At 33.5% G+C, this 13680-nt stretch carries 13 protein-coding genes; 8 read left to right on the forward strand and 5 right to left on the reverse strand.

What is annotated here, in order from left to right:
* Positions 1 to 76 precede the first annotated feature (76 nt).
* The 4 genes from ACT53I_RS00630 (at position 77) to ACT53I_RS00645 (ending at position 5953) form a co-directional block, all read left to right on the forward strand.
* Positions 77 to 2596: a zinc-dependent metalloprotease gene (locus ACT53I_RS00630; protein WP_476077978.1), complete on the forward strand. Its 2520-nt coding sequence runs from the start codon at positions 77 to 79 to the stop codon at positions 2594 to 2596.
* A 164-nt stretch (positions 2597 to 2760) separates the two neighbouring features.
* Complete coding sequence (locus ACT53I_RS00635) at positions 2761 to 3234, forward strand: DUF6452 family protein (RefSeq protein ID WP_476077979.1); 474 nt, start codon at positions 2761 to 2763, stop codon at positions 3232 to 3234.
* Positions 3200 to 3850: a DUF6048 family protein gene (locus ACT53I_RS00640; protein WP_476077980.1), complete on the forward strand. Its 651-nt coding sequence runs from the start codon at positions 3200 to 3202 to the stop codon at positions 3848 to 3850. The genes ACT53I_RS00635 and ACT53I_RS00640 overlap by 35 nt, the downstream gene beginning before the upstream one ends.
* A gap of 132 nt (positions 3851 to 3982) precedes the next feature.
* Positions 3983 to 5953, forward strand: a complete 1971-nt coding sequence (locus ACT53I_RS00645) for a M43 family zinc metalloprotease (protein ID WP_476077981.1) — start codon at positions 3983 to 3985, stop codon at positions 5951 to 5953.
* Positions 5954 to 6022: 69 nt separating this feature from the next.
* Here the strand turns inward: ACT53I_RS00645 and coaE are convergent, their stop codons facing one another.
* From coaE to ruvB, 5 genes are read right to left on the reverse strand one after another with little or no spacing between them, the layout of a single operon-like run.
* The gene (coaE, locus tag ACT53I_RS00650) at positions 6023 to 6628 is read right to left on the reverse strand and encodes a dephospho-CoA kinase (RefSeq protein ID WP_476077982.1); all 606 of its coding nucleotides are present in this window, start codon (positions 6626 to 6628) and stop codon (positions 6023 to 6025) included.
* Between the two features lie 26 nt (positions 6629 to 6654).
* Complete coding sequence (locus ACT53I_RS00655; RefSeq protein ID WP_461377408.1) at positions 6655 to 7521, reverse strand: MBL fold metallo-hydrolase; 867 nt, start codon at positions 7519 to 7521, stop codon at positions 6655 to 6657.
* A 24-nt stretch (positions 7522 to 7545) separates the two neighbouring features.
* Positions 7546 to 7824: a hypothetical protein gene (locus tag ACT53I_RS00660; protein WP_476077983.1), complete on the reverse strand. Its 279-nt coding sequence runs from the start codon at positions 7822 to 7824 to the stop codon at positions 7546 to 7548.
* A gap of 12 nt (positions 7825 to 7836) precedes the next feature.
* Positions 7837 to 8310 (reverse strand): hypothetical protein, encoded by a 474-nt coding sequence (locus tag ACT53I_RS00665; RefSeq protein WP_476077984.1) that lies wholly within the window; start codon positions 8308 to 8310, stop codon positions 7837 to 7839.
* A 27-nt stretch (positions 8311 to 8337) separates the two neighbouring features.
* Positions 8338 to 9360 (reverse strand): Holliday junction branch migration DNA helicase RuvB, encoded by a 1023-nt coding sequence (ruvB, locus tag ACT53I_RS00670; RefSeq protein ID WP_476077985.1) that lies wholly within the window; start codon positions 9358 to 9360, stop codon positions 8338 to 8340.
* Positions 9361 to 9496: 136 nt separating this feature from the next.
* On the opposite strand from ruvB, the gene ACT53I_RS00675 reads away from it, so the two are divergent.
* The 4 genes from ACT53I_RS00675 (at position 9497) to ACT53I_RS00690 (ending at position 13664) form a co-directional block, all read left to right on the forward strand.
* Positions 9497 to 9856, forward strand: coding sequence for a four helix bundle protein (locus ACT53I_RS00675; protein ID WP_371462262.1), 360 nt, complete (start codon positions 9497 to 9499; stop codon positions 9854 to 9856).
* A gap of 50 nt (positions 9857 to 9906) precedes the next feature.
* Positions 9907 to 11142: an imidazolonepropionase gene (gene hutI / locus ACT53I_RS00680; protein ID WP_476077986.1), complete on the forward strand. Its 1236-nt coding sequence runs from the start codon at positions 9907 to 9909 to the stop codon at positions 11140 to 11142.
* Between the two features lie 6 nt (positions 11143 to 11148).
* Positions 11149 to 12072 carry a formimidoylglutamase gene (gene hutG / locus ACT53I_RS00685; RefSeq protein ID WP_476077987.1) on the forward strand — a complete coding sequence of 308 codons (924 nt, stop codon included), beginning with the start codon at positions 11149 to 11151 and terminating at the stop codon, positions 12070 to 12072.
* Positions 12073 to 12368: 296 nt separating this feature from the next.
* Positions 12369 to 13664, forward strand: a complete 1296-nt coding sequence (locus ACT53I_RS00690) for an NAD-dependent succinate-semialdehyde dehydrogenase (protein ID WP_476077988.1) — start codon at positions 12369 to 12371, stop codon at positions 13662 to 13664.
* Positions 13665 to 13680 lie beyond the last annotated feature (16 nt).

Genomic DNA, 13680 nt, shown 5'->3' on the forward strand with positions numbered 1-13680 from the left:
GGGTTCGAAACAGAATCCTCAATTTTTTTATCTTATAGTTGAGGTATTTTAACCAAATAAAAATTTAAAATATCGAATGAAAAATGTACTGAATTTGTTTTGCGCATTGTCATTAATGATGTCAGCGAGCGCATTTTCTCAACAGAAAGACAGTGTAAAAGTAGATGTAAAAGCTAAAAAAGACACCGTAAACACTGCAAAACCAAAAGACAAAAAACCAGAAAAAATTCAACCTTTCGAGAAAGTAATTACCAACAAAGCAGTTAGCGATGAAGGAATTATTACCGTTCACAAAGTAGAAGACAAATATTATTTCGAAATTCCGGATAAAGCACTGAAAAAAGAATTTTTGGTAGTGACTAGATTAACCAAAGCTGGTGCAGAAATGAGAATGGGAACAGTAGGTTATGCAGGAGATCAAATCAGTCAAAACGTTATCAGTTTCGAGAAAGGACCAAATGATAAAGTGTTTTTACGCTCTATTTCTTACGTAGATTATGCTAAAGATTCTACCTCTGCAATGTATAAAACAGTGATGAGAAACAACGTAAATTCTATAGAACAAGCTTTTGACATTAAAGCTTTCGGTAAAGAAAAAAACTCTACCGTGATAGATGTTACAGATTTTATCAATGCAGATAATGATGTGGTTTCTTTTGATACTCGTTTCAAGAAAGGATTTAGAGTAGGCGCTTTTCAAAAAGATAAATCTTTTGTCAATTTCGTGAAATCTTTCCCAGCCAATATTGAAATTAATACGACTAAAACCTACAACAGAAGTGCAGGAGAAGCTTCGCCAATTCCAGGTGCTCCAAAACCTGAAGTGAGCGGAAATTATACGGTAGAAGTGAATTCTTCAATCATTCTTTTGCCAGAAAATAAAATGCAGGCAAGATATTTTGATCCTAGGGTAGGTTATTTTACAGTAGGTTATACCGATTTTGATGAAAATCCTCAAGGCGTAGAAAGAGTTTCTTTGGTGAAAAGATGGAGACTGGAACCCAAAGCAAAAGATTTAGAAAAATATAAAAGAGGCGAATTGGTAGAGCCAGAAAAACCAATAGTTTTTTACATAGACCCATTAACTCCGAAAAAATGGATTCCATATTTAATTCAAGGAGTGAATGATTGGCAAAAAGCTTTTGAAAAAGCAGGTTTCAAAAATGCGATTTATGCAAAAGTTCCGAATGCTAAAGAAGATCCAGAATGGAGTTTAGAAGATGCAAGATTCTCGGCTATCGTTTATAAACCTTCAGATGTTCCTAATGCTTCTGGTCCTTCAATTGCAGACCCTAGAACTGGTGAGATTTTAGAAAGTCACATCAATTGGTATCATAATGTGATGAAATTGTTGAACGATTGGTATTTCGTACAAGCTTCACCGAATGATCCTAGAGCTAGAAAAGTAGATTTTGATGATGAATTAATGGGGCAATTAATCAGATTTGTTTCTTCACACGAAGTAGGTCATACCCTTGGTTTGAGACATAATTTCGGGTCTAGTTCTACGGTTCCTGTAGAAAATCTTAGAAATAAAGCTTGGTTAAAAGCCAATGGACACACTCCTTCAATTATGGATTATGCGAGATTTAACTACGTTGCACAACCAGAAGATAATGTAGGCGAAGCTGGATTAATGCCAAGAATTGGTGATTATGATGATTGGGCAATAGAATGGGGTTACAGAAGATTTTACAACTATAATTCACCAGAAAAAGAAAAAGCTCATCTTAATAAATGGGTGATGGAAAAATTACAAAATCCTAGACTTTGGTTCGGTACAGAAACTAATCCTTATGACCCGCGTTCTCAAAGCGAACAAGTAGGCGATAATCCTATGCTTGCAGGAAAATATGGAGTGAAAAATCTTCAGCGAATTATGGAAAACATAGAAGCGTGGAGTACAAAACCAAATGAAGATTACAGCAGTCTTAATAATAGATTTACTCAAGTTTCTGGTCAGTTTGCTAGATATTTAGGTCATGTTTCTAAATACATTGGTGGCGTAAAAGAAACGCCGAAAATGGTAGAACAAAAAGGAGCTATCTACGAATTGGTTTCTAAATCAGAGCAAAAAGAAGCTTTGAAATTTTTATCAGAAAATGTATTCACCACTCCAAATTGGTTGTTGAAAACTTCTGTTTTAACTAAAATAGATAAATCGCCTGTAGAAGTGGTAGAAAATCTTCAAAAAACAGTGCTCAATAGAGTTTTAAGCGAAGGTGTTTTGAATAAATTATATGAAGGAGAATCTTTAGATGCTAATGCTTACGCTGTGTATGATTATCTTCAAGATATTAAAAATAGTGTATTTTCTGAGTTGAAATCTTCTTCTAAAATTGATATTTATAGAAGAAATTTACAGAAAAATTTTGTAGAAACTTTAATAGCGAGAACTCAGGCAAGTAAACCAAGCACAGGCAGAAATGCTGAGACGATTTCTGATAACTCTGATGTGAAATCATTAACCAGAGGAGTTTTAAGAGAAATAAAAGCAGATGCTTCTAAAAATGCACAAAATGCACAAGATGCAGTGACCAAATATCATTTAGAAGATTTGGTTTATAGGATAGATAAAGCTTTAGAAGTAAAATAATTCAAAAATAAAGTTCATCATTTCCAGAAAATGGTGAACTTTGTTTTATGAAAGAGATTTTTCTGAAAATTTAAAATAAGAAAAATCAAAATAGTAAGTTAAATATCTGAAACCGACTTTCAAGTTGAATAGGCGTTTTCAGAATATTATTTCCTCGTTAAAAAATGAAAAAATTAATCTTTCCCTTTGTAATATTGGGTTTTTTGCTCACTTCTTGCGAAAACGACGACGATGTTTGCGTAAGTGGAGAAGCTACACCTCGACTAAAAATTAAATTTAAAAGTACAGATAATAAAGTGCTGACTTTAGATTCGCTTTATTTAGATGTAGATTATGGTAATAATAATATTTTAACAGTTGTAAGAGCTGCTAAAGTAGATTCTGCATTGGTTCCAATTCGGGTAGATGATGCAGGTTTTACAGAATTATACGTGAGAAAAACTAAAAAAGGCAGCGTTTCTAAAATAAAACTGAATTATAATACCACTTCTGAATATGTTTCGCCAGCTTGTGGATTCAAAAGACTTTACCAAAACCTTACTGGAACTCTAGAAACTGCCAATCCAGTCACTAAAGTAGAACTCAATCAAAATCAAATTATCAATGAAAACAAAGCTCACCTTTATCTTGTTTTTTAGTTTTTGTTTGGGTTTTTCTCAAGAGAAAGATTCAGTAAAAACCAAATATCAATATAAACCCAATTTTACTGTAGGAGTAGATGTACTGAGTGCTGGATTATCTGCTTTTAGTGATAGAAAATTACTTCAAGGATATGTTTCTTCTGAGATTAAGAAAAATCTTCATGCGGTTTTAGATGTAGGTTTCGAAAAAAATATTTATCAGAAAAACGGTTATGATGCTAGTGCAAACGGAATTTTCGGAAAATTAGGAGGCTATTATATGCTTTCTATGGATACTGAAAATCCTGATAATGGGTTTTATGCAGGAGCAAAAATGGCAGCAAGTTTTTACAATCAAGAGTACAAAAAAGTTCCCATTCGTGGTTTTGGTGGCAGTGACCAATATCTTGCTTTTCCTTCGGTGAATCAATCTGCATATTGGTTAGAAGGTTTTGCAGGAGCTAGAGTTCAGTTGTTTAAATCTAATTTATATGTAGATGTGAATGCGCAGCCAAGATTTTTATTTTATTCTACCAAACAAGAAGAAATGAAACCCATGATTGTACCTGGCTTTGGTAAAAGTTCTACTAAATTTAATGTGGGCTTTAGCTGGAATTTAGCGTATCAGTTTTAAGGGTTTTTAATGGAATTTTAGAAATCTATTTATTTTTCATAAAAATAAATTCTTTTTTGTCTAAATAATTAAGAGAAACTCTATAACTTTGAAGATTCTAAAAATCAATGTATAATTTAAAATCAGATGTAGATGAGAAAACTTTTATTTTTGATGTTGATGGCTTTTTTTACCATTAATATTTCTTCTCAAACAAAAAAGCCAAGTAAAATACTTAGCAAATCTCCCAATGGATATATAAGATGTTATTCTACTGAATACGAAAAAAGTCTTCAGAAAAAAAATAGCAGAAGAGCAAATACTGATGTTTTTGAAAATTGGATTGCCACCAAAATTTCAAAACAAAATACTTATAACCAAAGAATCACTGCGGCAAGAATAATTCCTGTTGTAGTGCATGTTATTAGTAAAGGAGAAGCATTAGGAACTGGTGCAAATATTAGTGATGCACAAGTTATTTCTCAAATCACTACACTGAACAATGATTACAGAAAAAAGTCTGGAACTAGAGGGTTTAATACCAATCCAGTTGGTGCAGATGCCAATATTGAATTTGCACTCGCGGTAAGAGATCCTAATGGAAATCCTACAAATGGGATTGACAGAATTTCTTACAATAAGGATTTCTGGGATGAAGCGGCTGTAGAAAATGAATTAAAACCCAACACAATTTGGGATCCTACAAAATATCTAAACATATGGGTAGTAAATTTTGGCGGAGATTTAGATGGTATTTTAGGATATGCTCAGTTTCCTGAAGCAAGTACTTTAAGCGGTCTGAACTATCCACCTTTTACTGCTAGTACGGATGGAGTTATTATAGGTTATCAATTTTTTGGAAATCTAGACTATAATGATGGTAGTTTTATTTTAGATGCTACCTATGGCTATGGAAGAACGGTAACTCATGAAGTCGGACACTGGTTAGGTTTACGTCATATTTGGGGAGATTCAAATTGCGGTACAGATTATGTAGCAGATACTCCTGTTCATCAAACAGAAAATTACGGTTGTTTTACTCATCCTAAATCAAATACTTGCGGAACAGCAGATGAAATGTTCGAAAATTACATGGATTACACAGATGATACTTGTATGAACATTTTCACAACTAATCAAGTTGATAGATTTAATGCCGTTTTAGCAAATTCACCTAGAAGAAAAGAACTATTAACTTCTAATGCACTTACTCCAGTAACTTTGGTAAGTAATGATGCAGAAGTTAAAGTGCAGTTGATTTATAATACAGATTGTTCTTTCCCTCAGAAAGCTCAAATTAGATTAATAAATAGAGGAAATAATGCTCTAACTTCAGCTGTTATATCTGTTAATGATGCTGGTGTGATATATAACCAAAGTTGGTCTGGTAATTTAGCCACTAATGCAGAAGCGCAAATTCCTATTAGTTTAAATGGAACTGCTATTAGCAATAATAATATTTCGGTTACAGTAAATTCTGTCAATTCTTCATTAGACAATAGAGCTTCTAATGATGCTAGTAATCTTATTTATGCTTCTACTCCAAGCTTCAATACAACTCAAGTGAATTTAGAACTTCAATTAGATTCTTATGGTTCAGAAACTTCTTGGGAAGTAGTAGATGGAGCAGGGAATGTTTTATACACTAGCGAAACATATGTAGATGATGACCCAGATATGCCAGCAGTGAAAAATTACACATTTAATTTAACTAATAATAAATGTTATATTTTCAAAATTTATGACAGTTGGGGTGATGGATTCTGCTGTGATTACGGAAGTGGTTATTATAAGTTGACAACCAGTACAGGAACAGTTATGGTAAATACTACATTTAGTACTGCAGAAGCTTCATACGCCTTCGTTTTAGGAAGTATGTTAGGAACTAAAGAAGCAAACAAATTAGAAACAAAAATTTTCCCTAATCCAGCGGTAGATGTTTTAAATATTACAAAAGTATCTAATAATGCTACTTTTACCATCTATAACGTTGCAGGTCAATTTATTTCAAAAGGAAAAGTCACCAATAATAAAGTCAATGTAGCTACTCTTGCAAAAGGAGTCTATTTCATCGAAGTTTCTGAAAAAGGAGCAACTTCTAAAATGAAATTTATCAAAAAATAATCTTACATGATATAAAAAAGAAAACCTTGAGTTCATCTCAAGGTTTTTTTATTTTTAGAAAATTAGAATTTACAAATCCATTCTTTTTAACTCGTCTATAACTTGATGAGTAAATTCCTTTAAAGTCTCTAAATCAGTATTGTTTTGAATTACAAAATCTGCTAATTTCACTTTTTCGGCTTCAGGCATTTGTTTATCGATGATTTCTTTCACTTCTCGGTATGTTCTGCCATCTCTATCCATCACTCTTTTTATTCTGATGTTTTCATCAGCAGTAACCAAAATTGAATGATAACAACTTTCATTCAGTTTTAATTCAAAAAGTAAAGCCGTTTCTTTGAAAACAAATTCAGCGTTTTGAGCATTTACCCAATTTTCAAAATGTATTTTTACTGCAGGGTGAATAATTTGGTTGAGTTGTAAAAGCAATTCTTGATTTTCGAAAACCTTTTCTGCAACAAATTTTCGGTTGTATTTTCCGTGTTCATCATAAGATTCTTCGCCAAGAAGTTCTATAATTCTAGACTTTAGATTTTCGTCTATATTCACCAATTCTTTTGCCCAAAAATCAGAATCATACACAGGAAATCCCAGCTCTTCAATAAATTTAGAAACCGTAGATTTTCCACTTCCTATTCCGCCCGTAATGCCTATGATTTTTTTTGTAGTTTTCAAAATTCCATCTTCCATCTTCCGTCAAATTAATACCCAAAAACTTCGTTAAAACTGAAAGTTTCATCTAGCTTCACGCCTTTTTCAGTCATTTTCAGACTTGCCAATTCATGATGAGCATCATGCTCGAAGAATAGTAAATATTCATTCTCTACACATTGCTTCAAAAATTTTCCTTTTTCTTCCATGGTAAGAAGCGGTCTCGTGTCATATCCCATCACGTAAACTTGCGGAATGTGCCCAGCTGTTGGAATGAGATCTGCTGCAAAAACAATCGTTTTTTCTTGATATTGAATCACAGGAAGCATTTGTTTTTCGGTGTGTCCGTCTACAAAGATCACGTCCATTTTCAAATCTGGTGCGAAACCATAATTTCCCGTTTTTGGAGTAGGCAGAAATTGCAATTGTCCGCTTTCTTGCATCGGCAAAATGTTTTCCTTCAAGAAACTTGCTTTTTCTCTTGGATTGGGTTCAGTTGCCCATTGCCAATGATTTTCATTAGTCCAAAACTGTGCGTTTTTAAATGCTGGTCTATAACCTGTTTTGTCATCATTCCACTCAATGGCGCCACCACAATGGTCAAAGTGAAGGTGTGTCAAGAAAACATCTGTAATGTCATCTCTTACAAACCCGAATTTTTTTAAATTTTTGTCTAAAGATTCGTCTCCATAAAGCGAATAATGCCCGAAAAACTTCTCATCTTGCTTATTTCCTAATCCACAGTCTATTAAGATGAGTTTTTTGCCATCTTCCACCAAAAGAGAACGAGTCCCTAGTTCGATTAAATTTTTAGAATCTGCAGGATTAGTACGTTCCCAAAGAGATTTCGGGACGACACCAAACATAGCACCGCCATCTAATTTAAAATTTCCGCATTGTATAGGATAAAGTTTCATATAAAGTGTGATTTTGTGCTAAAATTAAAGAATTTTTTCGAGGTTAAAGAAAGAATAAATAAAAGAACTAAATAAAATTATAAGCAAAACTTGAACAATTATTTTTCTCTTTTTTGAAATTTTTAATTGTTGAATTAAAAAGTCTAAAGCTATTAAAATTAAGAAAATGAAAAATGTGAGTATTAGCATAAATAACCAACCACCTTGGAAATCTTTATTAGTGAGATTTCTAAATAAAGAAATAATCATTAATAAAACTGCATAAGTATTAAGTGGAGTAATTTTGTGTATTTTTTCATTCATAGTTTTATTATTTTAATCATTCCAACCATAACTTCTCCATTTATCATCATCACTATAATACTTTTCTGTAATTAAAAATCCTCGAGAAAAAGATATAACAAAGGTTTCTTCTCCTTTTATTTTGTGATATTTAATTCCAGTTGGTGTTTCAATATTTTCGGGCAATTTCTTCTTTTGTTTTTGAATTAAATGTAACTCTTCAATTAAACTTTCTGAACGAAATTTTTGAAGTTTATCAATTAAAAAAGTGCTAGTTATCTGAGCTAAAATAAAAAATGGTATGAGTAAAGAAATGATTGAATCAGATATTTTTTTATCTTTTGACAAAGAATTAATAGCAATCAAAACAAGTGACACTAGCAATAACAAAAGTAAAGGGATGAATCCAAAAAACACTTCAATTACTACAAAACTATCCCAAAATGGAGCAATAAACCCAAATATTATTGCTAAAAAAAATGCGATGATTACTATTTTGTTTTTCATAATCTTAACCTTTAGTCTTATCTTAATCTAAAACAAACTATCAGGTCTTCTTGGTACAGAAATTCCTAAATGTTTGTAAGCTTTTTCTGTAACTTCTCTTCCTCTTGGAGTTCTGATGATAAAACCTTCCTGAATCAAAAACGGTTCGTAAACTTCTTCCAAAGTTTCAGGATTTTCGCCAATAGAAGTTGCCAAAGCAGAAATCCCCACAGGTTTCCCTTTGAAATTTTCTATCATCACACGCATAATTTTATTGTCCATGTCATCCAACCCATATTCATCTACATTCAGAGAATTGAGAGCAAACTTGGTAATTTCAATTTCAATTTCGCCGTTTCCTTTAATTTCTGCAAAATCTCGAACTCTGCGCAATAGTGCATTGGCAATTCTAGGAGTTCCTCTGCTTCTTCTCGCAATTTCCAGAGCTGCATCTTCATAAATCGGAACGCCCAAAACTCTAGCGCTTCTCTCGATAATCATTCCCAAAAGTTCTACTGTATAATATTCTAATCGAGATTGAATCCCGAATCTTGCTAACATGGGTTTCGTGAGCATTCCAGAACGAGTGGTAGCGCCAACTAAAGTAAAAGGATTTAAGCCAATTTGTACAGAACGTGCATTAGGACCTGTTTCCAGCATAATGTCGATTTTATAATCTTCCATCGCAGAATACAAATATTCTTCAACCACAGGCGAAAGTCTGTGAATTTCATCAATGAAAAGCACATCGTTTTCTTCCAAATTCGTCAAAAGTCCAGCCAAACTCCCCGGTTTATCTAAAACTGGTCCCGAAGTAATTTTACAATTTACGCCTAGTTCATTGGCAATAATATGCGCCAAAGTTGTTTTTCCCAAACCTGGAGGCCCGTGTAAAAGCACGTGGTCTAAAGCGCCACCTCTATTTTTAGCAGCCGCCACGAAAACCTCTAAATTATCCAACGTTTTTCTTTGTCCCGCAAAATCCTTAAAACTTTGTGGGCGAATCTGTTCTTCCTGCATTAATTCCTCATCAGAGAAATTTTCTTTATCTGCGTGTAAAAAATCTGGCATCAGTAATAGTACTTGTTATGTTCAAAGGTAATAAATTTTAGGTAAAGGCAAAGGCAAAGGTAAAGTTTGAGAATGTTAATAATTTTGTTGTTGAAATAAATTAATTCTATTTTTGTTAAAATAAAAATTCTAAAAAATGTTTAAGGATTTTACTGAAATGCCAGTTTGGCAAAAAGCGATGGAAATCGCCGTAGAGTGTTTTTTCCTTTCGGAGAGATTGCCAAGAAAAGAAGATTACGGATTAACTTCGCAGTTGAGACGTTCAGCAGAAAGCATTTCGGCAAACATAGCAGAAGCATTTGGTAGAAGAAGTAACAAAGATAAAAGTAGAGTTTACGATATTAGCAGGAGCGAAGCTTTTGAAACAAAAAATCATTTAATTTATGGAAATAAAGTTCAATATTTTACAGACGAAGAACGCAAAAAATTAATTGAAGAATTAGATGTAGTAATCTATGAACTCAATAAAATAATCAATTATCTCAATCGTGATTAAAACTTCTAAGCCTCAATCTTTACCTTTTCCTTAAACTTTACCTCAATCACATGAAACTAATCGGTCCTTTCAAACAAATTCTTACACTCAATAATCTTCCACTTCGAGGAAAACTCTCTGATGAACAATTAGAAATTATCGAAAACGGCGGAATTTTAATCAATAATGATAACTTAATTGAGGAAGTTGGTGATTTTGAAAAATTGAAATCTGACTTCCCAAACGCTGAACTCGAACCTCGAACCTCGAATCTCGAACCTCAAATCCTTCTTCCCGCATTCATAGATTGTCACACACATATTTGTTTTGGAGGAAACAGAGCCAATGATTTTGCGATGCGCAATGCAGGGAAAACTTATCTAGAAATTGCAGAAAAAGGCGGTGGAATTTGGAGTTCCGTTAAGCATACCAGAAATGCTTCCGAAGACGAACTTTTAGAAAAACTATTAGAAAGAATCAATCGCTTAATTTCACTGGGAATTACCACTATCGAAATAAAATCTGGTTACGGATTGAATGTAGAAAGCGAACTCAAAATGCTTCGTGTGATTCAACAAGTACAAACTAAAACCAAAGCAACTTTAGTCCCAACTTGTCTTTCTGCCCATTTAAAACCAAGAGATTTTGAAGGGAGTAATAAAGAATACTTACAACATATTGTTGATGAAATTCTACCAAAAGTAAAAGAAGAAAATTTAGCGAAAAGAGTAGATGTTTTCATCGAAAAATCTGCATTTCAACCAGAAGAAAGCCGAAAATTTTTAGAAAAAGCAAAAGCATTAAATTTTGAAATTACGGTTCACGCAGACCAATTTACGGCGGGAAGTTCTAGAATTGCTGTCGAAGTTGGCGCTGCTTCAGCAGACCATTTAGAAGCAACAATTGATGAAGATATACAATATTTAGCCAATTCAGAAACCGTTGCAGTTGCACTTCCAGGCGCAAGTTTAGGTTTAGGAGAACCTTTTACCCCAGCGAGAAAAATTTTAGATAAAAACGGAATTCTCGCTATTGCAAGTGATTGGAATCCCGGTTCTGCACCGATGGGGAATCTTATTATCCAAGCTTCCATTTTAGCCACTTTTCAGAAGTTAAGCACTGCCGAAGTTTTGGCTGGAATTACCTTCCGTGCTGCTAAAGCATTAAATTTAACCGATAGAGGAATTCTGAAAAAAGGAATGAAGGCAGATTTCGTAGTTTATGAAACCAATAATTTCCAAAATATTTTATACAATCAAGGAAGTTTAATGGCGAGTGAAGTGTATATTGATGGAGAAAAAATTTAATTAAACATGGATAACATTTGGCAAGGACGTAACGATGGAGATTCACCGCTTCATCACAGAATATTCCAACGAGTAGAAATAGCGGAGAACTACGAAAATATTTCACCGAATAATTTCGTTTTGCATGGTTTTGCGGTAGATGAAGGCGTTAGAAGAAACAAAGGAAGAATTGGCGCTGCCAAAGCTCCATACATTATCCGAAAAAATATGAGCAATTTTCCTGTAGTTTCTCCAGATTTTAAATTATTAGATTTTGGAAATATCACTAGCGAAGACCGAAATTTAGAAAATACTCAAGAAAATCTTGCTGAAAAAGTTTCTAAAATTCTGCAAAAAAATGGAAAATCAATTGTTTTAGGTGGCGGCCACGAAGTGACTTTTGCACATTATTCTGGCATCAAAAAAGCATTTCCAAACCAAAAAATTGGTATCATCAATCTCGATGCTCATTTTGATAACCGAGAACCCGAAAATGGAGTAGGAGCAAGTTCTGGAACGGGTTTTTGGCAAATCGCCAAAGAAGGAGAAATCCATTCATTGCAAATCGGTATTCAGAAAAATTCTAATACACTCAAATTGTTTGATACTGCCCATCAATTCGGGATGAAATACATTTTGGCAGACGAAATTTTCTTCGAAAATCTCCCGAAAATCTATCAACAGATTGACGAACTAGTTTCTTCGGTAGACCAATTGTATCTCACCATTTGTATGGATGTTTTCAACGCGTCAATTGCGCCCGGAGTTTCGGCTGTGGCGTACAACGGAATCTTTGCAGATGCTACTTTTCTGCATTTTTACAGACATATTTTGAAGTCAGAAAAATTGGTCGCGCTAGATGTTGCGGAGGTAAATCCAGAGTTTGATATTGCCGAGAGAACCGCCAGATTGGCTGCCAGTTTGGTAAATGAGTGGTTTATGATTTCGTAGGGACAAATCGTGATTTGTCCAATAATTAAAATTTTTAGAAGCAACCCGTTTCTATTTTCTTTCATGTTATGTCCTGCTTTCGCTACTCGCTTTTTTGTTTTTTTTTTCATATGAGCGAAGTCGAAATATCTAAAAAAAACAAAAAGAGCTCAAACATGTCGCTCAATCAGGGCTAGAAATTGGTTTCGGTTTTATTTTCACTTTTTTAAATGATAAGCATTTAAAATTTTTATCTTTGGCAAAACCACGTTTAGGCTTTGGTACATTATCTTTGTACACTTTTTTAATCAAAAATTATGGAACAATTCCTTCAAAATACCTTACAAAATTCTCAAGACGCTTTCCAAAAATGGAAAAAAATTCCATTTGAAGAAAGACAAAAACATTTCACTCAACTATCTGAAATTCTGAATGATAGAAAACAAGAGTTTGCGACAATCATTACCCAAGAAATGAATAAACCGATTTCGCAATCGGTTTCAGAAATAGAAAAATGTGCAGCATTATGTGATTATTATGCTACCGCAGAAAATATACTGAAAACAGAACAAGTAGAAACAGAATTTCAAATTTCCGAAATCCATCACGAACCTTTGGGCGTTATTTTGGGCGTTATGCCATGGAATTTTCCTTTTTGGCAAGCGATTAGATTTGCAGTTCCTACCATTTTAGCTGGAAATGTTATTGTCCTAAAACATGCTTCTATTTGTGAAAAATCAGGTGAAACCATACAAGAAATCTTCGAGAAAGCAGGTTTTCCAAAAGGTATTTTTACTTTTTTAAATGTTTCTCATTCGCAAGTAGAAGAAATGATTGCTCATCCTATTATCAGAGGCGTTTCTCTCACAGGTAGTGAAGCTGCTGGAAGAAAAATTGCAGAAACTGCAGGTAAAAATTTAAAAAAATGTGTTTTGGAATTAGGCGGGAGTGATGCTTTTATCGTTTGTGAAGATGCAGATGTTTCTAAAGCAGCAAAAGAAGGAGCGCAAGCAAGATTACAGAATAACGGTCAAACTTGTGTAGCTGGGAAAAGATTTGTCATTCACGAAAAAGTATATCAAGATTTTGTAGAAAAATTTACAGAAGAGTATCAAAAATATCAACCAAAAAATCCTATGAAAGAAGAAACGAAGTTAGGATTAATGGCGAGAGAAGATTTGGCTTCAGATTTAGAAAAACAATATCAAAAAGCGCTTAACAACGGAGCGAAAGCTATTGTAGCATTAGAATCTGTAGGAAATATGGCTTTTAAACCAGGAATTTTAGAAATGAATCCAGAAAATCCTATTGCTCAGGAAGAATTATTTGGTCCATTGGCAATGGTTTTTAAAGTAAAAAATGATGAAGAAGCTTTACAAATTGCCAATAATACCATGTTTGGATTAGGAAACGCAGTTTTCACCTCAAATAAAGAACGAGCTTTGTTTTTCGCAGAGAATTTAGAAAGCGGAAGCGTGGCAATTAATCAAATTTTTCGTTCAGATGTAAGATTGCCTTTTGGTGGAAGAAAGAATTCTGGATATGGAGTAGAATTGTCTCTGTATGCACTCAAAGAATTTACCGCTCCCAAAACCATTATAGGTAAATTTTAGAAATTTAAAAAAATAA

The sequence above is a fragment of the Cloacibacterium sp. DMC96 genome (assembly GCF_056313765.1).

Excerpts from the sequence above, each read along its gene's own strand:
- ACT53I_RS00630 (WP_476077978.1), top strand. The coding sequence starts at position 77 with ATGAAAAATGTACTGAATTTGTTTTGCGCATTGTCATTAATGATGTCA.
- ACT53I_RS00640 (WP_476077980.1), top strand. The coding sequence starts at position 3,200 with ATGAAAACAAAGCTCACCTTTATCTTGTTTTTTAGTTTTTGTTTGGGT.
- hutG (WP_476077987.1), top strand. The coding sequence starts at position 11,149 with ATGGATAACATTTGGCAAGGACGTAACGATGGAGATTCACCGCTTCAT.
- ACT53I_RS00635 (WP_476077979.1), top strand. The coding sequence starts at position 2,761 with ATGAAAAAATTAATCTTTCCCTTTGTAATATTGGGTTTTTTGCTCACT.
- ACT53I_RS00645 (WP_476077981.1), top strand. The coding sequence starts at position 3,983 with ATGAGAAAACTTTTATTTTTGATGTTGATGGCTTTTTTTACCATTAAT.
- ACT53I_RS00655 (WP_461377408.1), bottom strand. The coding sequence starts at position 7,521 with ATGAAACTTTATCCTATACAATGCGGAAATTTTAAATTAGATGGCGGT.
- ACT53I_RS00665 (WP_476077984.1), bottom strand. The coding sequence starts at position 8,310 with ATGAAAAACAAAATAGTAATCATCGCATTTTTTTTAGCAATAATATTT.
- ACT53I_RS00660 (WP_476077983.1), bottom strand. The coding sequence starts at position 7,824 with ATGAATGAAAAAATACACAAAATTACTCCACTTAATACTTATGCAGTT.
- ACT53I_RS00690 (WP_476077988.1), top strand. The coding sequence starts at position 12,369 with ATGGAACAATTCCTTCAAAATACCTTACAAAATTCTCAAGACGCTTTC.
- hutI (WP_476077986.1), top strand. The coding sequence starts at position 9,907 with ATGAAACTAATCGGTCCTTTCAAACAAATTCTTACACTCAATAATCTT.
- ruvB (WP_476077985.1), bottom strand. The coding sequence starts at position 9,360 with ATGCCAGATTTTTTACACGCAGATAAAGAAAATTTCTCTGATGAGGAA.
- ACT53I_RS00675 (WP_371462262.1), top strand. The coding sequence starts at position 9,497 with ATGTTTAAGGATTTTACTGAAATGCCAGTTTGGCAAAAAGCGATGGAA.